The following is a 24,885-nucleotide window of genomic DNA, read 5'->3' as shown; positions in this document are numbered from 1 at the left end:
GGAGCGTATGCGCATAACTCGAACGGCGGACGTCGCACTGTGACATGCGCGCACCATGCCGCAGCGACCGTTCAAATCGTGTGATGTGAAGATGGCGGCTGGCTGACAATGCGCATCTCGTCATCCATCGAATCCGTTATCCGACCGGTGCATCGCATGGCATCGGCTGCCTCGGAAACGACGAAGCCCGGCATAAGCCGGGCTTCGTACCATGGGCGTATAACCCTGGCGCGGATCAGTGACCGTAGTGACGGTAACCGTCGCGATAGTAGTAGCGATCATGATCGTGACGGTAGTAGCCGCCGCGACCACCATAAATGACCGTGGCGCCTACGCCCGGGCCGTAATACACCGGGGCCGGAGCGTAATACACCGGAGCCGGCGCGTAGTAGACCGGCGGCGGCGGTGCATAGACCACCGGTGCCGGCGCGTAGTAACCAACGCCCACCGCTGGCAGACCCACGCCAATGTTCACGCTTACGTGGCCGGCGAAAGCTGGGGCAACGGCAGCACAGCCGACCAGCATGGCAGTTGCCACAACAACGCGCTTGACGATGGAAGTCTTTGTTTTGTTCATGAGGTTGTCTCCCTAGGGAGGCTTGATTCCGGTAGAAGGACTCGAACTGCCTTCCACCGCTCTTTGCCGTGCACCATGCTCTGACTTTCGCGCTGAATCCGCACTGAGTAGAACGCGTGAAAGCGTTTAGCGCCTACCCTGATTGCGGACGTGGTTCACACTGTCGCCCCAGGGCGACGCCTGGGCGTGCAAACGCAGCAACCAGCAGCCATGGATATCCGAACGCCGGGTGAAGTCGAACGGGATGCTTGGCGCGCTCCAGTCATCCACGCTGAACCGTTCAGCCAGCGCTTCATGATCCAGCTTGAAGCGTCGGAAATTGTTCGAAAACACGATGACGCCGTCTGCGGTGAGGCGGTCGGCACACGCCAGCAGCAACTGAACGTGATCGCGCTGAACGTCAAAATCCTCCGCTCTTTTGGAGTTGGAGAACGTCGGCGGATCGACGTAGATCAAGCCATAGCGTTCGCGGTCCCGTTGCAGGAACGTCATCGCATCCGCCTGCATCAGGCGGTGTCCCGCGCCGGTGTATCCGTTCAGCGACAGGTTACGCGAGGCCCAGTCCAGATAGGTGGCCGAGAGGTCCACGCTGGTGGTGTCGCGCGCCCCGCCAGCGGCCGCATAGACGCTCGCAGTCGCGGTATAGGCAAACAGGTTGAGGAAGCGCCGGCCGGACGCCAGCTCGCGCACCTTGGCGCGCACCAGCCGGTGATCGATGAACAATCCCGTATCCAGATAATCCGTGAGATTGACCAGGAAGCGCAGGCCGCCTTCGGCCACCTCGATGAACTCGCCGCGCTGGTCAAACTGGCCGTATTTGGAGCCGCCCTTGCCGCGCTCGCGCGTCTTCAGGGCGATGCGCTCGCGCGGCACCCCAAGCACCTCGCCTGCCACCCGTACGATCTCGCGCAGGCGGTGCCTGGCGGTTTCCGCCGGGATATCGGCCGGCGCGCGGTACTCCTGGATATGCAGCCAGGGCCCACCCTTCACCTGGCCGTACACGTCGATGGCCGCCGCGTATTCGGGCAGATCCTGATCGTAGGCGCGCCAGCAATGAATCTCTTCGCGCTCCAGCCGCTTGCGCAGGTGGCGCACGTTTTTCTCCAGGCGGTTGCGCAGCATCTGCGCGCCTTCGGACAACGGCTTCACTTCGCGCGGCGCTTCGCTGCGCGCATGCAGTTCGAAGACCAGCAACACGGTTTCCAGCGCGCCGTTGTAGAGCGCGTATTTCTTCTCGGCCCGGAGCGGGATGGCTTGGCCAAGCTCCGTGTCGCCCGCCAGCACAGCGGCGCGCCAGCCGGCGAAGCGTTCGCGCAACGTCTCGCCCAGTGCCCGGTAGAGGCGAGGCATGTCGGCCCGGTCGCCAAGGCGTTCGCCGTAAGGCGGATTGGTGATGACCAGACCCCGGCCACAGCCGGGCGGCGGTGACACGTGCGTGACGTCGTGCTTGTCCAGCGTGAAGAAGCCGGCCACGCCTGCTTCCTGCGCGTTGCGCTTGGCCGTCTGCACCATGCGCGGGTCGGCATCGCTGCCGAAGAAGCAGCTGCGCAGCGCGCGCAGACCGGCTTCGGCGCGTTGCCGCGCGTCGTCCAGCAAGGCACGCCACACGGCAATGTCGTGCTGGGCCCAGCCGAGGAAGCCGTAATACTCGCGATGCAGACCCGGCGCCACATCGGCAGCCATCCAGGCGCCCTCGATCAGCAGGGTGCCGGAGCCGCACATGGGGTCGAGCAAGGCGCCGCCCTCGGCATACACCTCCGGCCAACGCGCACGCAGCAGCATGGCGGCGGCCAGGTTTTCCTTGAGCGGTGCCTCGCCCTGTAGTTCGCGCCAGCCACGGCGATGTAAAGGCGCACCTGCGAGATCAATCGACAGCGTGGCGCGATCGCGGCGCAAGCGCAGGTTGATGCGTACGTCGGGCTCGTCGGTGTCCACACCCGGGCGCGAACCGTCGCGCTGCCGGAACTGATCGACTACGGCATCCTTCACGCGCTGCGCAATGAACTGACTGTGCGTCAGCTTGCTCTGCGCCGAGTTGGCGTCCACCGCCAGGGTGGCGTGCGAGGCGAGGTGTTGCGACCAGTCGATGGCTTGCACGCCGGCATAAAGCGCGTCATCCGTGGCTGCATCGAACTCCGCCAGCGGCATCAGCACGCGACTGGCCAGACGCGACCACAAACAGGCGCGATAAGCGGTTTCCAGTGTGCCGGAGAAATGCACGCCAGCCAGCGCTTCCCTGACGTCCGCTGCGCCCATGGCAGCCAGTTCGTCGCGCAGCAGGTATTCCAGCCCCTTCGGGCAAGTGGCGAAGAAGGCGCTCATGCGGCATCCAGCTGGGTAAGGAACAAGCCGAACTGCTCGACAATGCGCTCGACGCTGTCGCCCAGACGATGGTCGTCATCGACCATGATCAGCGGCAAACGGCGGCGGCCGGCGAAAGCCAGCACGCCCTCCGGCGGACACACGTCATCCTTCCAGCCGTGATAGAGCATGGTAGGCACGCCTTCACTCAGGTCGAAAGGTTGGCGGTAACCCGGTATCTCGCTTGGGGTCGCCAGCAGGAACAGACCGGCCACAGGACGCTGCAGCGAGACCAGGCCGGACACGAACGAGCCCATGCTCGAGCCCACCAGTACGGGTGGCGCATCCAGGCTATCGATGGCCGCTGTGAGGCGTTCAAGGCGCGGATCGACCGAACCGGCGAAGCCCCGGACATCATCGTTGCGGTAATCCGGGCGCAGGGTCTTCCAGCCCAGCGACTCGGCGAAAGCGGCCAGCACGCTGACCTTGGTGGCGTCCGGACCGGAGTCCGAACCGTGCGAAAGAATGATCTGGCCGCGCATAGCGGTCTCCGAAACTGCATCCATCAGGCCGCGCATCGTAACAGGCGAGCATGAGAGACTCCCTGTATGACCGTGAACGTTATCGACCAGCCCCTGCCCTACGTTCCCCTGTTGCCCGAGCGCCCTGCCAGCGCGGTGGAGATGGTGGTTATCCACTGCACTGAGCTGCCCGATCTCGCCACGGCCCGTGAGTACGGTGAGCGCGTGCTGTACGAAAGCGGCGCGGGGGCCAGCGGCCACTACTACATCGACCGCGACGGCAGTATTTACCGCTATGTGCCGGGTACCCGGGTGGCCCACCATGTGCGCGGCCACAACCCCAACTCGATCGGCATCGAGCTGGTGAATCTGGGCCGGTACCCGGACTGGTGGCACGCCGGGCGCCAGACCATGACCGAGCCGTACCCCCCGGCTCAGCTCGCCGCCCTGCGCGCCCTGCTCGCGCAGCTCCGCCAGGACTACCCGCAGCTGCGCCTGATCGCCGGCCACGAAGATCTGGACCTCGCCCGCCTGCCCGCCACCGACGACCCGTCAGTGGAGGTGCCGCGCAAGCTCGACCCGGGCCCGATGTTCCCCTGGGCCGAGGTGCTGGATGGCAGCGGATTGCAGCGGATCACCGCCGCGGGTCTCTGACGCGGCACCATGGGCCGCCCGCTATAATCGCGCGTCTTCTTTGCCCCGAGCACCTTTCCATGACGGAAACCCACGTCCGCGAACTCGTCGACCTGCTTGAACTGGAGCGGTTGGAGGACAACCTGTTCCGCGGCCAGAGCCGGGATATCGGCACGCATTTCGTGTTCGGCGGCCAGGTGCTGGGCCAGGCTCTGGCGGCCGCGCAGCAGACGGTAGAACCGGAACGCGAAGCGCACTCCATGCACGCTTATTTCCTGCGTGCCGGCGACATCAACGCGCCCATCGTCTACAACGTGGAACGCGCCCGTGACGGCGGCACGTTCTCCGCCCGGCGCGTAGTGGCGATCCAGCATGGCCAGCCCATTCTCAATGGCTCCATCTCGTTCCAGGTGCCTGAGACCGGTTTCGAGCACCAGTCGTCCATGCCCGAAGTGCCCATGCCCGAGGACATCGACCCAATGAGCCCGTTGCCGCCGGAACAGCTGGCCAAGCTGCCCGAAAAGCTGCAGCGCTGGCTGGGCGTGGACGCACCGTTCGAGTTCCGCCATGTGTGGCCGCAGGACAAGCTGCATCCGGTGAAGCGCCCGCCGTTCCAGCACATCTGGTTCCGCCTGACCGCGCCGATCGGCGACTCGCCGGGCCTGCACCGCGCCATGCTGGCCTACGCCTCGGACTTCAACCTGATTGGCACGGCCACCCTGCCGCACGGCATCTCGTACTACACCCACAACGTGCAGATGGCGAGCCTGGACCATGCGCTCTGGTTCCACCGGCCGTTCCGCGTGGACGACTGGCTGCTCTACTCCTTCGACAGCCCGACCGCCCAGGGTGCCCGTGGCCTAGCCCGCGGCCAGATCTTCAGCCGTGACGGCCGCCTGGTGGCCTCGACCGCGCAGGAAGGCCTCATCCGTCTGCGCAACTGAGGCGAGAGCCCAGCGTAGTAAAATCGGCCCATGCCATAGGCGCGACCACCGTCGCGCCATGAGGCTGGCCGGGCCAGCACATCCCCGCCACGCGCCCCGGCGACGAACGAAAGGCTTTCACCATGCGTCAGCTCTACACCTCGCCCCGCCCGGAAAACATCGATCGCGTTGTCGCGCTGCTCACTGAGAAAGGCATCGACTGCACGGTCGAGAACCGCTCCAACTGGAAAAAGGCCAGCTACCAGCGCTTCAGCTACTCGCAGCGTCAGGAGAACCGCGACAACTGGGCCCAGGTATGGGTGAGCAAGGCGGACGACTACACGGCGGCTCGCGCCGTGCTCAAGGAGCTGGGTATCGAGCCGGTCATCCGCCACGGCGAAGAGCTGGCCCTGGCCCGCAACCCCTCGCCGGACTTGAAACGCCAGAGCGTCGCCAACCGGATCCGCCGCATTGTCATGCTGGCCGTTGCGGGCGCTTTCGTCGTTCTCATGCTCCGTTACATGGGTGTCATCTAGTCGCCGCCCCAGCCGACTCTATTTATCGGCATTTTCCTACTCACACGTCGACCCTTTACGGACATAGAATCGGACCATGCGATCCGACCGTGTCCGCCTCTTCCAAACCCTGCCGCACACCTGCGGTTATTTTGCTGAGCGCACGGCACAGAACCTGGTGATCGACCCGGCCGCGCCGCAGCTCGACCAGCTGTATGGCCCGGCTCTGGAGCGTGGATTCCGCCGCGCTGGCGGTCACCTCTACTACCCCTATTGCAGCAACTGCCGGGCCTGCACACCGTGTCGCATTGACGTCACCGGTTTCACCCCCGACCGCAGCCAGCGCCGCTGCCTCAAGCGCAATGCCGATCTGCAGGTGGTGGAGTCCATGGCGGGCTACAACGCTGAGCGGCATGCGCTGTATGAGCGCTACTTGCGGCAGCGTCATCCCGGTGGCGGCATGGACGAGGCCGACGCCAGTGACTTCCGCCGGTTTCTTACCGCGCCGTGGAGTCCCACGATGTTTCTGGAATTCCGCAAGGGCTCGCACTTGCTCGGTGTGGCGGTGACCGACGTGTGCCAGCAAGGCCTTTCGGCCGTCTATACGTTCTACGACCCGGAAGAAACGGAGCGTGGCCTGGGCACGTTTGCCATCCTGCAGCAAGTCGCCATGGCCAGGCGCCGAGGCCTGCCCTGGATCTATTTGGGGTTCTGGATCGCCGGGCACCCGAAGATGGATTACAAGCGCCGGTTCCGCCCTCTGCAGATCCGCACCAGCGAGGGCTGGGTGGAGATGGCGGACGACTGACATCGTCGCACCCTGCAGTAGCAGCTAAGCGAACTCTCCGCTGAAGTCCTGGCACGTCGACGCCGCGTCGCCATGCATCACCGATGCGAGTGCGGTCGACTCAAACGGCCGGCATGACGCCGGCCGTTTTCTCTACCTGATCAAGCTTGCGGTGTTGGCACCTGCGGCGCCACCGGATACGGATACAGCTTGACCAGCGGCACGGAGAGACCGTCGTCGCCCACCACGCGGCAATGCGTGCGATTGAGCTGACGCGGCTCGTCAACACCGCAGCTGTGCGCGATGATGCCGACCTCGTGCATCACATTGGTGGCGTAGTTGGCCACGCGCTCGCTCTTGTCGGTCACCACCAGTCCGCGCTGCAGCTTGGGATTCTGCGTGGTAATGCCGGTGGGGCACGTATTGCGGTTGCATTGCAGCGACTGGATGCAGCCCAGCGCCAGCATGAAGCCACGCGCGGAATTGACGAAGTCCGCACCCATCGACAACGCCCATGCCACGTCGTAGGCGGTGATGCACTTGCCCGAGCAGATCACCTTGATGCGATCGCGCAAACCCTTCACCACCAGCAGGTCGATCAATGCCGGCAAGGCCTCATGCAAGGGCAGGCCCACACCTTCCATCAGCGTTTGCGGCGCGGCGCCCGTGCCACCCTCCGAACCGTCGACGATGATGAAGTCGGGCGCGCTTTCAATGCCGCGCTTCTTCACTTCCTCGCACAGGTCAGAGATCCAGTCGACGCCGCCGAACACCGCTTTGAACCCGACCGGCTTGCCGGTGAGTTCGCGAATATGGCGAATAGCATCCATCAACTCCTGCACGTTGCCGATGTCCAGGTGGCGATTGGGACTCTGCGAATCCTGGCCCACGGGAATGCCGCGGATCGCGGCAATCTCCGGCGTCACCTTCACCGCCGGCAGCAAGCCACCCATGCCGGGCTTAGCGCCCTGGCCCAGCTTGATGCTGACCATCTTCACCTGCTTGTGCGCGCAGATGGCCAGCAGCTTCTGATCATCGAGCTTTCCATCGGGCGTACGCACGCCGTATTTAGCCGTGCCGATCTCGAAGATGATGTCGCAACCACCCTCGAGGTGATACGGCGCCAGTCCGCCTTCACCCGTGTCCATCCAGATACCGGCCTTGGCAGCACCACGCGAAAGCGCGCGCACGGCCGGTGCGGACAGTGCGCCGAAGCTCATCGCCGAAATATTGAAGAACGCCGAATGCTCGTACGGCTCGCGCGAGTACGGCCCCAACGTGACCGGCCGCGGCTTGACGTGCCGGTCGCCCAACGAGGGAAACGGCGCGTTGACGAAGAACGGCACGCCCTCACCGCGCAGGTCGCGCGTGGAGCCGAACGCATTGGTGTTGTCGACGTTCTTGGCCGCGCGATACACCCACATGCGTTGCGCGCGATTGAACGGCAACTCTTCACGATCGCTGGAATACAGGTATTGGCGAAAGAACTCGCCAAGATGCAGGAACCAGTAACGAAAATGGCCGATGACCGGATAGTTGCGCAACACCGAGTTGGTGGTCTGGTTGCGATCGACAAACCACACCACCAGCACCACCATGACCAGCAGCACCAGCAACAGCAGAAACAGGGCGGCAAAGGTTTCCACCACCACCACGAGCCAGTGCGCAAATCCCGACGATTCCATCATTGTCTCCGATTGTCATGTAGGTCGCCCTCTCCCCTTTGGAGTGAGCGCGGGGGTGAGGAGGCCTTCGTGCAACAGGGCCCGACGCCGGCAGGCTCGACGAACATCCTTTCGCGAGCACCACCCCTCCGTTCAATACTCACCCCAGAGGGGAGAGGAAGCAAAGCATTCAGATCTCTACGCGCAGCGCTTTCGCCGCCTTGATGGCTTTGGCCTTCGCAGCATCGATGGATTCATCACGCGCCAGTGTGACTGCCATGCGACGACGGCCTTTCACCGTGGGCTTACCGAAGATACGCAGCTGCGTATCGGGCTCGATGAGCGCATCGGCCACGTTGAAGTAACGCGGCGCCTCACCCTCGCCCTCGACCAGTACAGCGCAGGATGCTGACGGTCCCAGCTGCCGGATCACCGGAATGGGCAGGCCAAGGATGGCACGTGCATGCAGCGCGAATTCGGAGAGTTCCTGCGAGATCAGCGTCACCAGACCGGTGTCGTGCGGACGCGGACTCACTTCGGAAAAGATCACGTGATCGCCCTTGACGAAGAACTCCACGCCAAACACGCCCCAGCCACCCAGAGCAGCCGTAATCGCCGCCGCCTGACGCTGCGCTTCGATCCATGCCATCTCACTCATGGGTTGCGGCTGCCATGACTCGCGATAGTCGCCATCTTCCTGACGATGACCGATGGGGGCGCAGAAGCTCACGCCGTCCTTGTGGCGCACGGTAAGCAGCGTGATCTCGTAATCGAAATCCACGAAGCCTTCGACAATCACCCGTCCCTTGCCCGCGCGGCCGCCGGATTGCGCGTATTCCCACGCGTGCTGCAACTCGCTTTCCTGTCGCACCACGCTCTGACCCTTGCCCGAGGAACTCATCACCGGCTTGATCACAAACGGCAGGCCGATCTCGGTCGCAGCATCGCGGTACTCGGCTTCGGTTTCGCAGAAGCGGTAGCGCGAGGTGGGGAGCATCAGCTCTTCCGCGGCCAGCCGGCGAATGCCTTCGCGATCCATGGTGAGCCAGGCGGCTCGCGCGGTCGGAATGACACGCAGGCCTTCTTTCTCCAGCTCGATCAGGGTCGGCGTGTGGATCGCCTCGATTTCTGGCACCACCAGGTCCGGCTGCTCCTGTTCGATCAACTTGCGCAGTGCCACGCCATCGAGCATGTCAATGACATGGCTGCGATGCGCCACCTGCATCGCGGGCGCATCGGCGTAGCGATCCACTGCGATGACTTCCACGGCGTAGCGTTGCAACTCGATCGCTACCTCTTTGCCAAGTTCGCCGGAGCCCAGCAACAGCACCCGCAGGGCATGGTCGGAATAAGGCGTGCCAAACGGCTTCATCAGGATCTCCGGACGTCACAAAACGCCATTGTAAGCGGCCCGTGTCACCGGTGCGCCAGACGCGTGCGTCTTGCCCAAAATGGTGATTGACGGGTGGCGCGAATCGGCATTGACTGTGATCGTCACCGTCCCCGCGGAGCGACCATGAGCAAGCGGATTGCCATGCTTTCGCTTGTGTTGACCACATGCCTCTTTCCTGGACCTGACGTCCGGGCTGCGGAGGGTGCGTCGGCCGATACCACCTGGATGACCGTACGGCTCGGTGGTCATCGGGTGGGTCACCTGCGTATCGATCGTCAGCTCGAAGGGAATGTGGTCACCACCTCGCAGGATCTGCTGATCGAGCTGGACCGTGAGGACAAGAACCTCCCCTTGAGCGTCTTTACACGCAGCGTGGAAACCGCCGACGGACAGCCCTTGGCGTTCTACTCGCGCAGCACGCTGTCGACCTCTGACAGCATGGTCGATGGCCGTCGCGAGCCGGACGGCACGTACGCGGTGACCACCACCGTCGCCGGGGCCGTACATCACACCTCGCTCACATGGCCCTCCGGTGCCCTGCTCAGCGAGGGGCAGCGTCTCGCAATGGTCAGGGCGGCCAGCCACCCCGGAGGGCATTACTTGATGAGCATGTTCGACCCCGCCAGCCAGGTGGTGTCCGCTGTGGATATGGACGTACTCGGTGATGAACGCGTCGCGCTGCCCGAAGGCACCCTACTGTTGAACCACCAACGCGAAGTGCTACAGACCCCGCGTGGCTCACAAAGCATGGATGTCTGGCTCGACGACCGCGGCGTGGTCCGCAAGAGCACGCTGACCATGCTGGGGCAGCCCCTGGAAATGCTTGCGTGCAGCAAGACCTGCGCGATGGCCCCCTTGCAAGGCATCGATATGTTTCATGCTGCCTTGCTCGCCTCGCCGCGTCCGATACCCCAGGAACAGCGCGATACCTTTTTGCGCTACCGCATCCATGTTCCCGACAACGCGCCGCAACCGGCCATCACCACCGATGAACAACATGTCGCCGAGCTTGGGCATGGCGACTGGATCATCGATATCGGTCCCGCCCAGGCCGGCGCCGAGGCAGCACCCGTCCCGGCCGACACCCTGCCCAACGACTGGGTGCAGTCCGATGCGCCCATCATCCGCCGGATGGCCAACGGAGCGGTGGGCGGGGCCCACGATGACCTGGAAAAAATGCGCCGCCTGCGCAACTTCGTCAGTCACTATGTGACCGGCCACAGCCTGGATGTCGGCTACGCCTCCGCGCTGGAGGTGGTGCGTACCCGCGAGGGTGACTGCACCGAATACTCGGTACTGCTGACGGCGCTGGCGCGAGCTCAGGGCATTCCCGCGCGGGTTGTCACCGGCCTGGTCTACGTCTCCCGCTACGCGGACAGCGCTCATGTCTTTGTGCCGCACGCCTGGATGCAAGCCTGGGTGCAAGGGCGCTGGCAGAGCTTCGACGCCGCACTTGAGCACTTCGACAGCACGCATATTGCGCTGGACGTTGGCGATGGCGACCCATGGCATTTCTTCAATCTCTCCGACCTGCTGGGCCGGATCCGCATCGATGAGATCACCTCGTCGCCGGTACTGGCTGGCCACGCCGAGCCAACCTCCAGCGCCCCTGCCGGCGGCTTCCATCGCTGACCCTTGCGATTAGATATCAATTTGATATCTAATCTTCCCACCAAGGGAGGGTCACCCATGAACGAACGGCAAGGCTTCTCGGTCCCCGGCATTCCGACCGTCTTTTTCTTCATCCTGCTGGCGCTGGCTGGCCTGGCCTGCGAGGCGATGGCTCTGCTCGGCAGCGAGGCCAGCCTGGGCGCGCTCGGCGTATTCATCCACGTGGTTACCCTGTTCATGCTGAAAGGCTTCTTCCAGGTGGCGCCCAACGAGGGCCAGGTGCAGCAGCTGTTCGGCAAATACGCCGGCACGGTGCGCGAGGAAGGCCTGCGCTGGACCAACCCCTTCTACGCCCGCAGCCGCATCTCGCTGCGTGTGCGCAACTTTGAAAGCAGCAAGCTCAAGGTCAATGACAGCGACGGCAACCCGATCGAGATCGCCTCGGTGGTGGTGTGGCAGGTGATCGATACTGCCGAAGCGGTGTTCTGCGTGGATGACTACGAGAACTTCGTCACCATTCAGAGCGAATCCGCCCTGCGTCAGATGGCGCAGAACTATCCCTACGACGCACATGACGATGGCAAGCCTGCCCTGCGCAGCCACGGCGAAGTGATCAACAACCACCTGCGTGACGAAATCCAGGCCCGTCTGGACAAGGCTGGCGTGCGTGTCATCGAGGCCCGCATCAGTCATCTGGCCTACGCGCAGGAAATCGCCCAGGCCATGCTGCAGCGCCAGCAAGCGAATGCCATCGTCGCGGCGCGCGAGCGCATCGTCGAAGGTGCCGTAGGCATGGTGGCCATGGCGCTGGACAAGCTGCGCCAGCAAGGCGTGGTAGAACTGGACGAAGAGCGCAAGGCCGCCATGGTGAGCAACCTGCTGGTCGTGTTGTGCGGTGATCGCGCCACTCAGCCGGTGGTGAATGCCGGCACGCTCTATGGCGGCTGACAAAAAAGCCTACCCCTTACGCATCAGCGCTGCAGTACTCGAAGCCATGCAGCGCTGGGCCGACGACGATCTGCGCAGCGTCAATGCGCAGATCGAGTTCGTTTTGCGCGAAGCGTTGCGCAAGCAAGGGCGACTCACGCGCGAGACGTCCGATCCTGTCGCGGATGACGAAACGGATTGAAGGCGCGGTAACGCGCATCGGCAAACGTGTTCGCGTTTTCACCGGCCGCAAGATCCGGATGGCCGCTCTCTCACGTCAGCAGCAAGCTTGAGGCTCCTTCCACCGGGAGCATCACATGTCCTTCCGCATTACCGGCCTGCCCGCCGAACCATTCGACGCATTGTTCTCGCTATCTGACGACGCTTTGGCTGCACGCCGTGCCATGCGCGTGGTAGCTGAGGAGGGTCACGGCTACCCCTGCCGTATCAGCCTCACCGACGCCGAACCGGGCCAGACGCTGATTCTGCTCAATTACGAGCATCAGCCGGCAGACTCACCCTTTCGCTCCAACTATGCGATCTACATCCGCGAGGGCGAGCAGCAATTCGATCGCATCGACGAAGTACCCGATCAACTGCGTCGCAGACTGTTATCCGTGCGCGGTTTCGACAAGCACGGCATGCTGTGTGATGCCGATGTAGCACAGGGCACGGCGCTGGAACCACTCATCGAGCGGCTGTTTGCCGACGACCGCGTGGCCTGCCTGCACATCCACTTTGCCCGTCCCGGCTGCTATGCCGCGCGGGTTGACCAGGCTTAGCCTGCGCTATCGGTGGAGGCCTTCCTCGTCAGCGCGACGCCCATGGCGATCCAGCCGACGATGAAGGCCACGCCACCGATGGGTGTGATGGCGCCAAACCAGCGCGGCGCACCCAGCGCCAGCCCATACAAGCTGCCGCAGAAAATCACGATACCCGTCGCGAAGCCGGCCATGGCCACACGGCGCGCCCTGCCCCGCGCGATCAGCGCGGTCAACGCAAGCGCCAGCGCATGCCAGAAGTGGTAGCTCACCGCGGTGTGCCATAGCTCGCTGCCACGCGCATCGAGCACGTCTCGCAGCGCGTGCGCACCGAAGGCACCGAGCACCACCGCACTGGCGCCTGCCAGCCCCACCAGCACGCCCGTCATGGAAGCAGGTTGTCGCATATGCGGTGTCCTTGGGCTCCGCCGGAGCGGCCAGTGTCGTATGCTGAGGAAATGACTCGCACCGATTCTCGCATGAAGCTTCGTCGCGTCCGCTCCGCCCTGGTGGCGCTGACGCTCGCCGTCTGCATGACGCTGCTGACCGCCTGCCATGGCGGTGACTCGACAGAATGGCGGCTCACCAATGTCACCGACCACATGCCCGACCTGGACTTCCGTCTGGTGGACGATCAGGGCAAGGCCGTTACCGGTCAGAACTATCGCGGCAAAGTGGTGCTGCTCTACTTCGGCTATACCCACTGCCCCGATGTCTGCCCGCTGACCCTGGCCCAGCTGCACGCGATCCTGCAGAAGCTGGGTCCGCTTGCCGACAGTGCACGCATCCTGTTCGTCAGCGTCGACCCCGCACGCGATACACCTGACGTTATGCACGCCTACGTCAATGCCTTTGATCCTCGCGCGGTTGGCCTGTCTGGCCCGGCACGCGATATCGAGGCATTGAGCAAGCGCTACCGCTCGGCGTTTACGCGCGAACCCGACAAGGGCGATGGGCAGTACGAGGTGAGCCACAGTTCGGCCATCTATGTATTCGACCGCGACGGCAAAGCACGTCTGCTGGCCACGCCGGCCAATCAACAGGATGATCTTGTCCACGATCTGCAGCAGCTGCTGAGCCAGGGAACCGGAGCATGAGTTGTCGTTTTGCAAACACCCTGCTCTTGCTCGCTGCTGGCTTGCTATTGACCACCGGCGCGTATGCCACCGAGGCCGAACATATTCGTGCCAGCCAGGCATGGCTCCGCGTATTGCCGGGAGATCTGCCGGCGGGCGCCTATGTCACGCTGGAAAACACCGGCGACCAACCCGCCAGCCTGCGTAGTGCCCGAAGCACCACCTATGCCAGCGTGATGTTGCATAAGAGCAGCGACGAGGGCGGCGTGAGCCGCATGGCCATGGTCGAAACGCTGGTGATTCCTGCGCATGGCAAGGCCGAACTGGCACCAGGCGGTTACCATCTGATGCTGACCAAGGCCGCTTCATCGGTAAAACCCGGCGATACCGTCAAGGTCACGCTGGGCTTTGGCGACGGCAGTACGCTGGAAACGGACTTCGTCGCGCGGCCGGCCAACGCTACCGACGCCGGTACGGGCCACGACCACTAAGCCCAACTCAATCCTGCGTCGCCGGGACCTGAGGACGCCGTACCGGCCATGGCTTGCGGCGGATGCGCCCGCTGCGTGACAACCGGAGCCATTGGCGCATGGCCAGCAGGCCACCGATGGATTCGATGATGGCGGCTGGCACCCACATGATCACACCGCCCACCAACTGCGCGGTTAGCACGTTGAAGGTGAACGCGCGGCCGCAGATCTCGAAGATCGGATAGAGATCGGCCTTGGAGAAAGTGACGATGGCGCCCACCAGGATCTGCGGCGTCATGGTGATACCCGGCGACAGGACGCGGATGCCCGGCGTCATGCGGCCCGGCGGCCGCGGACGATGATCCAGCACCAGCCACCAGTAGCTGAACCCGCTGACCAGCATCGACCAGTTCATGAAGCGGTAGATGCGCCAGTCCAGCATGGCCAGCGTCTGCATCGACGGTATCAGCCAGATCACGATGAACACGACGAACAGCACGGTCGCGATGGCCGGATTGAGCAGCACCGCACTCACCGCACGCCACGGCCATGAACGCAGCACCGGCCGCAGCAGCCGCAAGCGCCACGAGAACGGCAATCCCTTGTGCAAAACCGTGCCGGGATACGAAGCGATGATCAGCAGCGGCGCCAGATGGTGCAGCAAAATCTGCTGGATGCGATGCATGAAGAATTCATGCTCGAAGAAATAATCCAGATAGGTATGCAGCGACACGTAGATCATCGCCATGCCGATCCAGAACGCGAGGCGGCGACCGAAGCTGACCGACAGGCGACGGCAGCCGCGCACGTACAGCACGCTGCAGGCCACGAAGGTCAGCAAAAAGACCCAGGAAAATTCCCAGGGCACGATCCATTTGAGCACGCTTGCCATCATCGGTCAGGTTCGGCTCGACTCACAGCGACCGCCCATCATAGTCCGATACGGCACCCATGATCTTTCGAACCGAGTCATGCACGTCGCCGGCTGCGCCGCGAACGACGCCATCCGTAGAGCAAGCCCACCAGGATCACCAGCGAGGGCACCAGCACGATATTGATGAACTTCAGGCGCAATCCCAGTGCATCGATTTCCGCGTTGAACTGGTGCTGCACATCGCGCAACGCCTTATTGATGGCCAGCTGACGCTGCAGGAACTGCTCTATCTCCGCGCGCTGCTCCGAACTCACCGTGTCGCCGCGGCCGGCCTTGGAAGGCTGCAATTCGCTAAGACGCGTGCGCGTAACGGCCAGCTCGCGCTGCAGCTCCTGCATCTTGGAGAGATATTTCTGGTCCGCTGCAGCCCGCAATGCCTGCACCCGCGTAAACGGGCGCTGCGAGCTGACCCTGCCGCGAATCGACAGCAGCGCTGACGAACCACTGAGGTTGTCGGCGATGTTGGTCAGCAGATCACCGTTGTTGGCCAATGCGCTCAACTGCGGCTGGCCCAGCAAACTTTGCGTATACGACACCCACAGTCGATCGCTGAGCAGGTCCGTATCGGCCACCAGAATCACTTCGGCATTACCCGCAGCAGCAGCCACATGACCCGGCTGCCCCGCCCGCTCCGGGAACGCACTGCCGAACTGTCCGCGCAGACGGGCCGCGATCACGTAGCGGTTGTTGTCCGGCCGGTAATTGTCGAGCAGCGCCGCAGGGTTGTTGATGGATTCACGTACCCGCTGGCTGGACACCACCTCGGCATCGGTGGTGCTTTGCATGAGCGGGAACATGCGGGACAAAGTACCCGGCATCAGATCGAAATAGCCCGCGCTGGATACATTGATCCGCTGCAAGCTGGCCGTGATCACATCGTCGTGATTGAGCTCCTGCTGCCCCAGGGCCAGCATGGCCGGATGGCTCATCGACGAGCTGTCCGCCAGCTCGATGCGCAACCCCCGCGACCGATCCAGCACCACCTTCTGCGGGTCGTACTGCACACCCCAGGCAGCGAACAACCTGGAAAGATTGGAGTTGTGGTCATCCGTGACGCCGTTGCTGTCCACAAACGGCGTGTTGTCCATCTCTGCTACAGGGTCGACGAAGATCACGAGATGCCCGCCGCCCAACACATACTGGTCGACCGCATATTGCGCATCGGGCGGCAGATGCTTGGGATGAATCAGCAATAGCGCCTTGATATGGCTGTCGATGCGGGTGAGCTTGGCCGGATCAAGCGTCTTGACATCGAACTGCTGCCCCAGCTGGCGCATCACCGTCCACGGCTCTTCGCCGATCACCGGATTACCTTCCACCGGCAGGCTGCTGATCAGGCCGATCGGCGGTTTGGACGGCTGATCGAGCTCGAACAACAGCTTGGCGATGTCGTACTCGAGAAAGGTTTCGCGCGAGGGATCGAACAATGGGATGGCCAGCGTCTTACCCGGGACGTGCTCATCGCCATCGCCATCGTTATCCGCATTGGCCGGCAGCGTGCTGCCCACCAGGCCGAAGAACACACGCTCGCCGTTGGTGCCGCCATTGATCGGCGTCAGACCGTAGCCCTCGGCGCTGGCCTCGTCATCGGAATAAGGCACCGGGTCCACGATCTGCAGGCGCAGACGCCCGTGCGCACGAGCCACCATTTCCTGCAGCATTTCGCTGACGCGTTGCTCGTAGCTGCGCAACTGCGGCAGGTCGCGCGCCGCGTGGCTGGAGAAATACAGCGTCAGGCGAAGCGGCGCACGCAAACCGCCGACGATGTGCGTTGTACCCGGCGTCAACGTGTACAACTTGTCGGCAGTGAGATCGACGCGCCCCATGCGCAACCAGCGGCTGCTGCCAAGCGTAACGAGCACGAATGCCGCTGCCAGCAACACCAGCAAACCCAACAGCACCGTGCGACGGCTGAAATGAATGCGCGCCATGGTCATGGCGTCCGCTTGAGGTCGAGCACCAGCACGCCGGCAGTGAGCCAGGCAGCCATGCTCAACACAAAGAACAGCAGATCACGCAGATCGAGCACGCCGCGCGAGATCGCCTCGAAGTGCCGCAGCATGCTCAGGTGGGCCAGACCGTTGATCAGTTTGCGTGGCACCGCTCCCTGGAAGAACTCCATCACCTGCGACTGTCCCACCAGAATCAACAGGAAGCACACCACCACCGTCAGCACGAAGGCCACCACCTGACTCTGCGTGACCGCCGACAGGCACGCACCGATGGCCAGAAACGAGCCCGCCATCAGCCAGCTGCCGATATAGCCGGCGAGAATCACGCCGTTGTCCGGCGAGCCCAGATAATTCACGGTGATCCAGATCGGAAAGGTAAGCACCAGCGCCAGACCGACGAACAGCCAGGCCGCGACGAACTTGCCCAGCATGGCCTGAGCCAGATTCAACGGCAGGCTCAGCAGCAACTCCAGCGTGCCGCCCTTGGCTTCTTCAGCCCACATGCGCATCGACACCGCTGGTACCAATACCAGGTACAGCCAGGGATGCATGACGAAGAACGGCTGCAGGTCCGCCTGCTGGCGATCGTAAAAGTCGCCCGCATAGAACGTGAGGATGCCTGACAGCACCAGAAAGATGACCAGGAAAACGTACGCCACCGGCGTAACGAAATAGCTGCGCAATTCGCGGCGCGCCACCGCTGCGATAGGACTCATGCCCCGCCCTCCGCGCCGGTGGTGATCTGGCGGAACACCTCATCCAGGCGTCCACGCTCCAGTTGAATTTCGGACACTTCCAACCCTTGCTGGCGCAACAGGGTCTCCACAGGTTCAAGGATGCGTTCGCCGGGGCGCGGGAACACGGTGATGCGCCCATCCAGCGGGTCCACCTCGATGGAAGACACCTGAGGCAAACGCCCCAGCATCTCCTGCGACACGCCGCTACCCGGGGCGCTGAACGACACCGCGCCGTGGTAACGCGAGCGCGCCTCCAGTTCCGCAGGCGTGGCGTCGGCCAGCAGACGACCATTGGCGATGATCACCACGCGGTTGCACAACGCATGCACTTCTTCCAACAGATGCGTCGAAATAAGAATGGTGCGATCACGCGCCATCGTATCGATGAGCTGGCGCACGGTGTGTTTTTGATTGGGGTCGAGACCATCCGTTGGCTCGTCGAGCATCAGCACCTGCGGGTTGTGCACGATGGCCTGCGCCAGACCCACGCGGCGGCGCAGACCCTTGGACAACGTATCAATGCACTGGTCGAGCACGCCTTCGAGCTGCAGCCCACCCACCACGCGCTCGAAACGCCGATAGCCCTCATCGCGCTGCAAACCACGCATGCGGATGATGAAGGTCAGAAACTCCCGCACGGTCAATTCGCCATAACTGGGTGCGCCCTCGGGCAGATAGCCAAGCGCACGCTTCGCCTTCAGCGGCTCCTTGCGCACATCGTGTCCGCACACGCGCGCCGTACCCGAGCTCGGGGCCAGGAATCCGGCAATCATGCGCATCGCGGTGGTTTTACCCGCGCCATTAGGGCCGAGCAGGCCGAGCACCTGTCCGGGTTCGGCCCGAATGCTCAGCGAGTCCACGGCAGTCAGGGCGCCATAACGGCGGGTGAGTTGTTCGGTTTCGATCATGTCCAGTCAGGGCAGTGGTCGGGCATTCGCGACGAGGATGTCGTCATCGGGAACGCGAAGTCGACCCGCAATGTAACCGAAAAGTTCGCCATTGCCGGGCAGTACGTCGCGCAAAAAAGAAAAGGCCCTTCACTGGGAAGGGCCCTTTCGATGCTTGCGGTACTGGCGGCTTACTTGGCGGCGCTGGAGGCGCTGGCCGGAGCGGCGGCAGTGCCTGCCGAAGCCGGAGCCTGCTCGCTGCTGTCGTCGAGCGACGGCGGCTTGATGCCAGCTTCCTGTTCCGGCGTCTGGTCCGGACCCCAGCTCAGCGGCAGATACACGTCGAACTCGGCGTACTGCTTCACTTCGTCGCCCTGCTTCACTTCCGGCTTGGCCTGGATGTCGTAGAAGCGGTTCACCACTTCGTCGAACTTGTAGCCGTGGGTCAGCGCATAGGCCTTCAGCAGGTCGCGGGTCTGCGGCACGCCGGCGGCGGTACCGTTCCACACGGCCTTGAGGGCCGGGCCACCGAAGGCCAGGAAGGCGCGCACGTCGTTGTCCACGATCAGACGGCCGAAGCGGTCATGGCCACCCGGGGTGGTGTCGGCGGGGGCGGTGCTGGCGGCAGCGTCGCCGCTGCTGCTGGCACTGGCCGCACCTGACAGGTCCGGCGACTTGGCGGCAGCCAACTCAACGGTCTGGCCGCCCACGGTCAGGCTGGTCGCGCTGATCGGCATGGCCACGTCGAAGGTGTAGGTCTGGTCGCCGTAGTTGGTGGTGTAGATGATGCGCGGACCCACCACGTTCACGCCGAGCTTCTTGGCGGCAGCCTGGATCTGGGCCACGGCCTTGTCAGTCGCGTCGTTCAGAGCCTCAAGACCACCCTTGCGCTCGATCGAGGAGGACACCAGCAGCACCGGGGTCGGCTGGGTCTGATCGATGTACGGGATCAGCTTGGTGTAGTCGACGTTCTGGACCGAGGCCAGCACGTTCTGCAGGTTGTTCAGGCTGAACTGGATGAAGGAATCCGGATCGCCGTGAATGTAGAGGTTGGAGTAACGGTTGATCAGGTTGAAACCGTAGTCCACGTCATACGACCAGGTGACCTTGGTCAGCTGACCACGGCTGCCCTGACGCTCGAGGTCGAGCGTGAAGTGCTTGTCGTTGCCGTGCCAGTCGTTGTCGACGTTCCAGACCACGGAAGACTTCTTGGCGGTGCTGTCGACCTTGTCGAAGCTCGGATCGGCCGAAGCGATGGTGAGCTTGCCGTTACCGACCTTGTCGTCACTGCTGGACCAGGTGAGCTCGGCGCCCGGGCCATAGGCCTTGCCCGAGAAATCGAACTTCACATTGCGGTCGTACTCGCGCTGCACCGAGTACTCGGGGAAGCGGCGGAGATTGTTCACGACGTCATAGACCTGACGCATGTCCTTGCCGATTACCACCGACCGTTCCACATGGCCGCTGCCAGGCATCACCACACCCACTACCACCGCCGCCACAGCGACAATGATCAGGGCCACAATAAATTCAAGAACACGCATCATTCCGGGGTTCTCCGCACGTCACTCTATACACGGCACAAGGGCAGTCGAGTCGCCGGAGACCGGCCAGCCACGGGAAATCCCGAAGAATCGAGTCGTGACAGGGGGTCGGCCAGCGCCGAAGCCACCGATACTACTTGCTCGCGCGCAGGAACGCCATCCGGCCGTGAAATGGCCTTCCAGACGCCTGCGAATGGCGTCCGGACAGGATTCGGCGGGGGTCAGACGATGCCCAGCTCCAGCGCCTTCAGCACAGCGCGGGTGCGGTCACGCACGCCCAGCTTGGAGAGGATGTTGGAGACGTGATTTTTCACCGTCCCCTCCGCCACTTTCAGGGAGTTGGCGATCTCCTTGTTGCTGTAACCGCCCGACAGCAGACGCAGGATCTCGGTCTCGCGCTCGGTCAGCGGATCGGGCTGCTCCAGGCTGGTGAACTGGTTTTGCATGCGCCCCACCCCGGCCAGCAGCCGCTGGGTGACCATGGGTGCTACCAGCGAGCCGCCGGCAGCGACGGTGCGCACCGCTTCCACCAGCTGTTCGAGCGAAACGTCCTTGAGCAGATAGCCACGAGCGCCGGCCTTGAGGCCTTGCAGCACCAGTTGGTCGTCATCGAAGGTCGTGAGGATGATGGTGGGCGGCAGCTCATTGCGGGCGGACAGCGCCTGCAACACTTCGAGCCCGCTCATGTTGGGCATACGCAGATCGAGCAGCACCACGTCGGGCTTGATCCGCGGTATGTCCTGCACCGCCTGGGCGCCATCGGCGCATTCAGCCACGACGCGGATATCCTCCGCCAGGTCCAGCAGTGAACGGACACCCTGGCGAACCAGGTTCTGGTCGTCGACAAGACAGACGGAAATCATCGCTAATCCTCGAAACGGTGATGGCCTGCGTGAAGCACTTGAGGCCAACGGGGAAGGACGATGCTGCTATCCAAGCAAGTCCCCATTTTGGCACGTCTTGTTGCCTCGGCGTGAATTCTTACAACATGCCGAGCGCGGGTGGCTCGAATCGTGACGGCGTATGCGCCAGCTCCTTGACCTCCCCCAGGGGGAGACGCACGGTGAGCGCAAAACCCTGGTTCAGGGCCGGGTCTACCATCACGCTGCCTTCGAACTCGGTAAGCCGTTCGCGCATACCTGAGAGTCCGTTGCCGGGCTTGAAGTTCGCCGCACCGCGGCCATCGTCGCGGGCGGCAAGCTCCAACAGGTTGGCGTTGATGTAGTCAAAGCGCAGCCAGAGATTTCGCGCGCCTGCGTGCTTGGCCGTGTTGGTGATGATTTCCTGCGCACAACGCAGCAGCACCTGGGCGCGACGGGGATCTTCCACGCTGAAGCGTGGTGGCGTTTCCATGTGCACACTGAGCCCCGGCACACCTTCGACCAGGCTGCGCAACGCCTGGGTGAGGTCGATGGCGTCGTCCTGGCGCAGCTCACTCACCACCTCGCGCACATCTGACAGCAGGTGCTTGGCGGTCACCTGCGCCTTCTGAACATGTTCGGCCGCCTGCGGATTGACCAGGTGGCTGGCCACTTCGAGATTGAGGCTGAGCGCGGTGAGGTGATGGCCCACCAGGTCATGCAGGTCGCGCGCAATACGCATGCGCTCGGCGATACGGGTGGATTCGGCCAGCAGCGCACGGGTGGCACGCAGCTCGGAATTGAGCCGGCGCTGGGCTTCGCGTTCCTCAGCCTGCAGGCTGGCGATCATCGAGGTGAAGAACACCAGCGCGGAAATGCCCAGGTACATGCATACCTGCAGGATGGCCGTCACCGTGGTCCAGCCTTTGTAGCTGGCGATGATGGGAATCAGCATCAGATTCTGCGTGAGCATCCACAACAGGCCCGCCCCTACCGGCAGTTGCCACGGCAACACCACGGCGATCACCAGCATCAGCATGGCCGACAGGCCGCTTTGGCTGAACCAACCCATGGCGATCGCCGAGCCGGTGAGGATAACCAGCCCAATCAGCCGCGATATAGGCGGCAAGCCCGTCTGACGGGTAATGCTGGAGCGGCGAGTCAACAGCAGGTAGGTCACTCCGAAGGTCAGGTAGGAAAAAATCCAGCCTGAGATATCAGGGTTGCTCCACCACGAATTGACCTGCGCAAGGCTCCAGCTGCCCGGAAGCAGCGGCAGCGCCACACAGAGGTAGGTGGTCAGCCCGGCATAACGAAGTAGCCGGATGTGATTGATATTGGACCATGACATAGGCGAATCATTAGCCAGTCGTCGGCGTGGTGCAATGCGTGAGAAGTCACTCCCCCACCCCTGCCAGAAGGCACTCCAGTTGGCGCTTTACAAAGGTTTTACATGGTGCGCCGTGTTATGTGCGGCCGCCAGACGCGTGTCATAATGGCGATGTCACGCGAGGCCGATCCAACGGTCTTACCCTCGAACCACAAGAATGCGGAGCAACGAATGGCCCTTGCCATCCGCGACGTGCGAGAGCACGACCTGGATGCCGTACTGGCGCTCAACAACGCCGCCGGCCGCACCATCCTCGCCCTGGACGCGGCGCAGCTGCGCTACTTCTTCGACCACGCGGACTATTTCCGCGTGGCCGAGATTGATGGCCATCTCGCCGGTTTCCTGATTGCCTTGCGCGAAGGCAGCGATTACGACAGCCCCAACTATCGCTGGTTCTCCGAGCACTACCCGCAGTTTGCCTACATCGACCGCATCGTCATCGCCAACGCCTACCGCCGCCACGGGCTGGGTCGCATTTTCTATTGCGACGTCACCAGCTACGCCGAAGTGCGCGTGCCGCTGTTGACCTGCGAAGTGTTTCTGGAGCCGCGCGACGACGTTGTAGTGCTGTTCCACGGCACCTACGGCTTCCAGGAAGTGGGCCAGCAGCGCATGGGTACCGAAGGTCCACAGGTCAGCCTGCTGGCCAAGGATCTGCCAAGCTACGTCTTTGTGCGCGACACTTATCTGGAACACGACGGCCTGCCCGACGTCCCCTGGCTGGCTGAACGCCAGCGGCCTTTCCACCCTGATACTACCCAGCGCCGCCTCGCTGGAGAGCGGCGCCCATGAACGCAAGAATGGATACTCAAGACGCCTGTGACCTGCGCTTCGGCCAGGTCGGCATAGCTAACGTGCGCATCAAGCGCGTGGACGCCGCCGCGCTTTGCGAAGAACTAGAGCGCCGCGTACGCACCGCTCCACAGATGTTTTCCCGCGCCGCCGTGGTGCTGGATCTGAGCCACCTGCTCGATCTGCCCGATGACGGCACGGTGGACGCGTTGCTCGAAGCCGTGCGCAGTGCCGGCATGCTGCCAGTGGGCCTGGCCTATGGCACCAGCGAAGTCGAAGCCCTGTCGCGCCGCATGGGTCTGCCGCTGATCGCCAAATTTCGCGCAGCCTACGAGCCCGCCGAAGGCGGCAGCGCCGCCCCGGTGGCAGCCGCCCCGGCTCCCGAGCCCGCGCGTCGCGCCGAACCGGTGCGCAGCGAACCCGTGGCCGCGGTGGCCACGCTCGGTGCGCAGCACGTCGACGGCACCGTGCGTTCCGGCCAGCAGGTTTATGCGCGCGACCGTGACCTCGTGGTGACGGGTGCCATCGCCAATGCCGCCGAAGTCATCGCGGATGGCAGCATTCACATTTACGGAAGCCTGCGCGGCCGCGCGATGGCCGGCGCACAGGGCGATGAGAAAGCGCGCATATACATTTCCGAATTCCGCGCGGAGCTGGTGGCCATCGCCGGTCACTACCGCGTGTTTGAAGAGATTCCGAAAGACCTCGAAGGCCAGTCTGTGCAATGCTGGCTCGACGGGGAAAAATTGCTGATCGCCAAGCTTTGACGAACAGCCCATTACTACAACAAAGCATTTTGCGGAGATGAGCCTTGACTGCTGAAATTATCGTTGTCACCTCGGGCAAGGGCGGCGTTGGCAAGACCACGACCAGTGCTTCGCTTGCCACGGGCCTCGCTATGGCCGGCAAGAAAGTCGCGGTGATCGATTTCGACGTCGGCCTGCGCAACCTCGATCTGATCATGGGCTGCGAACGGCGCGTGGTGTACGACTTCGTCAATGTCGTGCACGGCGAAGCCACGCTCAAGCAAGCCCTGATCAAGGACAAGCGCTACGAAAACCTCTACGTGCTGGCTGCCAGCCAGACGCGCGATAAAGACGCCCTCACCCAGGAAGGCGTGGAGAAAGTACTCGAGGACCTGAGCAAGGAAGGTTTCGATTACGTCCTCTGCGACTCGCCGGCCGGCATCGAAAAGGGTGCACACCTGGCGATGTACTTTGCTGACCACGCCGTGGTGGTGGTGAATCCGGAAGTATCCTCGGTGCGCGACTCCGATCGCATCCTAGGACTGCTGTCCAGCAAGACGCGTCGTGCCGAGCGTGGTGACGACGCCATCAAGCAGCACCTGCTACTGACTCGCTACAACCCCGCTCGCGTGGCTGTGGGCGAGATGCTCAGCGTGAAGGACGTCGAGGAAATTCTCGGCATCAACGTGGTGGGAGTCATTCCGGAATCGGAGAACGTGCTGGCCGCGTCCAACGCCGGTGTGCCGGTGATCCTGGATGACAACTCGCATGCCGGCCAGGCTTACAGTGATACGGTTGCCCGCATTCTCGGCGAGGAGCGCGCCATGCGCTTCCTCGAAGTGCCCAAGAAGGGTTTCCTCCAGCGCGTATTCGGGGGCTAATAG

General features: G+C 63.3%; 26 protein-coding genes. 13 read left to right on the top strand and 13 right to left on the bottom strand.

Annotation, left to right across the window (positions count from 1 at the left end):
* Window positions 1-235: 235 nt before the first annotated feature.
* The 3 genes from OQE56_RS08340 to OQE56_RS08330 all read right to left on the bottom strand — a co-directional run bounded on the left by OQE56_RS08340 (window position 236) and on the right by OQE56_RS08330 (window position 3,420).
* Window positions 236-577 (bottom strand): hypothetical protein, encoded by a 342-nt coding sequence (locus OQE56_RS08340; RefSeq protein ID WP_267223339.1) that lies wholly within the window; start codon window positions 575-577, stop codon window positions 236-238.
* Between the two features lie 126 nt (window positions 578-703).
* Window positions 704-2,899, bottom strand: a complete 2,196-nt coding sequence (gene rlmKL / locus OQE56_RS08335) for a bifunctional 23S rRNA (guanine(2069)-N(7))-methyltransferase RlmK/23S rRNA (guanine(2445)-N(2))-methyltransferase RlmL (RefSeq protein ID WP_267223336.1) — start codon at window positions 2,897-2,899, stop codon at window positions 704-706.
* The gene (locus OQE56_RS08330) at window positions 2,896-3,420 is read right to left on the bottom strand and encodes an alpha/beta hydrolase (RefSeq protein WP_267223334.1); all 525 of its coding nucleotides are present in this window, start codon (window positions 3,418-3,420) and stop codon (window positions 2,896-2,898) included. The genes rlmKL and OQE56_RS08330 overlap by 4 nt, the downstream gene beginning before the upstream one ends.
* A gap of 66 nt (window positions 3,421-3,486) precedes the next feature.
* Here OQE56_RS08330 and OQE56_RS08325 point away from each other — a divergent pair, with 66 nt between their 5' ends.
* The 4 genes from OQE56_RS08325 to OQE56_RS08310 all read left to right on the top strand — a co-directional run bounded on the left by OQE56_RS08325 (window position 3,487) and on the right by OQE56_RS08310 (window position 6,278).
* Window positions 3,487-4,053 carry an N-acetylmuramoyl-L-alanine amidase gene (locus tag OQE56_RS08325; RefSeq protein WP_267223333.1) on the top strand — a complete coding sequence of 189 codons (567 nt, stop codon included), beginning with the start codon at window positions 3,487-3,489 and terminating at the stop codon, window positions 4,051-4,053.
* 59 nt (window positions 4,054-4,112) lie between these two features.
* Window positions 4,113-4,976 carry an acyl-CoA thioesterase II gene (gene tesB / locus OQE56_RS08320; RefSeq protein WP_267223331.1) on the top strand — a complete coding sequence of 288 codons (864 nt, stop codon included), beginning with the start codon at window positions 4,113-4,115 and terminating at the stop codon, window positions 4,974-4,976.
* A 122-nt stretch (window positions 4,977-5,098) separates the two neighbouring features.
* Complete coding sequence (locus OQE56_RS08315; protein WP_267223329.1) at window positions 5,099-5,491, top strand: putative signal transducing protein; 393 nt, start codon at window positions 5,099-5,101, stop codon at window positions 5,489-5,491.
* A 76-nt stretch (window positions 5,492-5,567) separates the two neighbouring features.
* Window positions 5,568-6,278 carry an arginyltransferase gene (locus OQE56_RS08310; RefSeq protein WP_267223327.1) on the top strand — a complete coding sequence of 237 codons (711 nt, stop codon included), beginning with the start codon at window positions 5,568-5,570 and terminating at the stop codon, window positions 6,276-6,278.
* A 140-nt stretch (window positions 6,279-6,418) separates the two neighbouring features.
* Here the strand turns inward: OQE56_RS08310 and OQE56_RS08305 are convergent, their stop codons facing one another.
* Both OQE56_RS08305 and purT read right to left on the bottom strand, forming a co-directional pair.
* On the bottom strand, window positions 6,419-7,942 hold the full coding sequence (locus OQE56_RS08305) for an FMN-binding glutamate synthase family protein (RefSeq protein WP_267223326.1): 1,524 nt from the start codon (window positions 7,940-7,942) through the stop codon (window positions 6,419-6,421).
* A gap of 169 nt (window positions 7,943-8,111) precedes the next feature.
* On the bottom strand, window positions 8,112-9,293 hold the full coding sequence (purT, locus tag OQE56_RS08300) for a formate-dependent phosphoribosylglycinamide formyltransferase (protein WP_267223325.1): 1,182 nt from the start codon (window positions 9,291-9,293) through the stop codon (window positions 8,112-8,114).
* 144 nt (window positions 9,294-9,437) lie between these two features.
* Here purT and OQE56_RS08295 point away from each other — a divergent pair, with 144 nt between their 5' ends.
* From OQE56_RS08295 to OQE56_RS08280, 4 genes are all read left to right on the top strand, one after another.
* Window positions 9,438-10,946, top strand: coding sequence for a transglutaminase-like domain-containing protein (locus OQE56_RS08295; protein ID WP_267223323.1), 1,509 nt, complete (start codon window positions 9,438-9,440; stop codon window positions 10,944-10,946).
* A 57-nt stretch (window positions 10,947-11,003) separates the two neighbouring features.
* The gene (locus OQE56_RS08290; RefSeq protein WP_267223321.1) at window positions 11,004-11,873 is read left to right on the top strand and encodes an SPFH domain-containing protein; all 870 of its coding nucleotides are present in this window, start codon (window positions 11,004-11,006) and stop codon (window positions 11,871-11,873) included.
* Window positions 11,863-12,054: a type II toxin-antitoxin system antitoxin gene (locus OQE56_RS08285; RefSeq protein ID WP_267223319.1), complete on the top strand. Its 192-nt coding sequence runs from the start codon at window positions 11,863-11,865 to the stop codon at window positions 12,052-12,054. The genes OQE56_RS08290 and OQE56_RS08285 overlap by 11 nt, the downstream gene beginning before the upstream one ends.
* A 115-nt stretch (window positions 12,055-12,169) precedes the next feature.
* Window positions 12,170-12,634 carry a DUF1203 domain-containing protein gene (locus OQE56_RS08280; protein WP_267223317.1) on the top strand — a complete coding sequence of 155 codons (465 nt, stop codon included), beginning with the start codon at window positions 12,170-12,172 and terminating at the stop codon, window positions 12,632-12,634.
* Here OQE56_RS08280 and OQE56_RS08275 read toward each other — a convergent pair.
* Window positions 12,631-13,020, bottom strand: a complete 390-nt coding sequence (locus OQE56_RS08275; RefSeq protein WP_267223315.1) for a DUF423 domain-containing protein — start codon at window positions 13,018-13,020, stop codon at window positions 12,631-12,633. The genes OQE56_RS08280 and OQE56_RS08275 overlap by 4 nt on opposite strands.
* A 72-nt stretch (window positions 13,021-13,092) precedes the next feature.
* Here OQE56_RS08275 and OQE56_RS08270 point away from each other — a divergent pair, with 72 nt between their 5' ends.
* Together OQE56_RS08270 and OQE56_RS08265 are read left to right on the top strand one after the other, a co-directional pair.
* Window positions 13,093-13,710, top strand: a complete 618-nt coding sequence (locus tag OQE56_RS08270; protein ID WP_267223313.1) for an SCO family protein — start codon at window positions 13,093-13,095, stop codon at window positions 13,708-13,710.
* Window positions 13,707-14,180, top strand: a complete 474-nt coding sequence (locus OQE56_RS08265) for a copper chaperone PCu(A)C (protein ID WP_267223311.1) — start codon at window positions 13,707-13,709, stop codon at window positions 14,178-14,180. Before OQE56_RS08270 ends, OQE56_RS08265 begins: the two co-directional genes overlap by 4 nt.
* A 7-nt stretch (window positions 14,181-14,187) precedes the next feature.
* Here the strand turns inward: OQE56_RS08265 and OQE56_RS08260 are convergent, their stop codons facing one another.
* From OQE56_RS08260 to OQE56_RS08230, 7 genes are all read right to left on the bottom strand, one after another.
* Window positions 14,188-15,054: a cytochrome c oxidase assembly protein gene (locus tag OQE56_RS08260; protein WP_267223310.1), complete on the bottom strand. Its 867-nt coding sequence runs from the start codon at window positions 15,052-15,054 to the stop codon at window positions 14,188-14,190.
* A gap of 74 nt (window positions 15,055-15,128) precedes the next feature.
* Window positions 15,129-17,030 carry a GldG family protein gene (locus tag OQE56_RS08255; RefSeq protein WP_267223308.1) on the bottom strand — a complete coding sequence of 634 codons (1,902 nt, stop codon included), beginning with the start codon at window positions 17,028-17,030 and terminating at the stop codon, window positions 15,129-15,131.
* Window positions 17,027-17,761 (bottom strand): ABC transporter permease subunit, encoded by a 735-nt coding sequence (locus OQE56_RS08250; protein WP_267223306.1) that lies wholly within the window; start codon window positions 17,759-17,761, stop codon window positions 17,027-17,029. Before OQE56_RS08250 ends, OQE56_RS08255 begins: the two co-directional genes overlap by 4 nt.
* Entirely contained in the window at window positions 17,758-18,690 is a 933-nt protein-coding gene (locus OQE56_RS08245; RefSeq protein ID WP_267223304.1) for an ABC transporter ATP-binding protein, read from the bottom strand. Before OQE56_RS08245 ends, OQE56_RS08250 begins: the two co-directional genes overlap by 4 nt.
* Before the next feature lie 170 nt (window positions 18,691-18,860).
* Complete coding sequence (locus OQE56_RS08240) at window positions 18,861-20,216, bottom strand: SRPBCC family protein (protein ID WP_267223302.1); 1,356 nt, start codon at window positions 20,214-20,216, stop codon at window positions 18,861-18,863.
* A gap of 218 nt (window positions 20,217-20,434) precedes the next feature.
* Window positions 20,435-21,076, bottom strand: coding sequence for a response regulator (locus OQE56_RS08235; protein ID WP_026635939.1), 642 nt, complete (start codon window positions 21,074-21,076; stop codon window positions 20,435-20,437).
* A gap of 118 nt (window positions 21,077-21,194) precedes the next feature.
* The gene (locus OQE56_RS08230; protein ID WP_267223298.1) at window positions 21,195-22,424 is read right to left on the bottom strand and encodes a sensor histidine kinase; all 1,230 of its coding nucleotides are present in this window, start codon (window positions 22,422-22,424) and stop codon (window positions 21,195-21,197) included.
* Between the two features lie 210 nt (window positions 22,425-22,634).
* On the opposite strand from OQE56_RS08230, the gene OQE56_RS08225 reads away from it, so the two are divergent.
* The 3 genes from OQE56_RS08225 to minD are packed head-to-tail and all read left to right on the top strand — an operon-like array spanning window position 22,635 to window position 24,882.
* Window positions 22,635-23,255, top strand: a complete 621-nt coding sequence (locus OQE56_RS08225; RefSeq protein ID WP_267223296.1) for a GNAT family N-acetyltransferase — start codon at window positions 22,635-22,637, stop codon at window positions 23,253-23,255.
* On the top strand, window positions 23,252-24,022 hold the full coding sequence (gene minC, locus OQE56_RS08220) for a septum site-determining protein MinC (RefSeq protein ID WP_267223295.1): 771 nt from the start codon (window positions 23,252-23,254) through the stop codon (window positions 24,020-24,022). The genes OQE56_RS08225 and minC overlap by 4 nt, the downstream gene beginning before the upstream one ends.
* Before the next feature lie 44 nt (window positions 24,023-24,066).
* On the top strand, window positions 24,067-24,882 hold the full coding sequence (minD, locus tag OQE56_RS08215; RefSeq protein ID WP_267223293.1) for a septum site-determining protein MinD: 816 nt from the start codon (window positions 24,067-24,069) through the stop codon (window positions 24,880-24,882).
* Window positions 24,883-24,885 lie beyond the last annotated feature (3 nt).

This window comes from Dyella silvae, from assembly GCF_026421305.1.
GTDB classification, from domain to species: Bacteria; Pseudomonadota; Gammaproteobacteria; order Xanthomonadales; family Rhodanobacteraceae; genus Dyella; species Dyella silvae.
The sequence above is the reverse complement of the archived record's forward strand: the minus strand, read 5'-3'. Positions and strand labels throughout refer to the sequence as shown.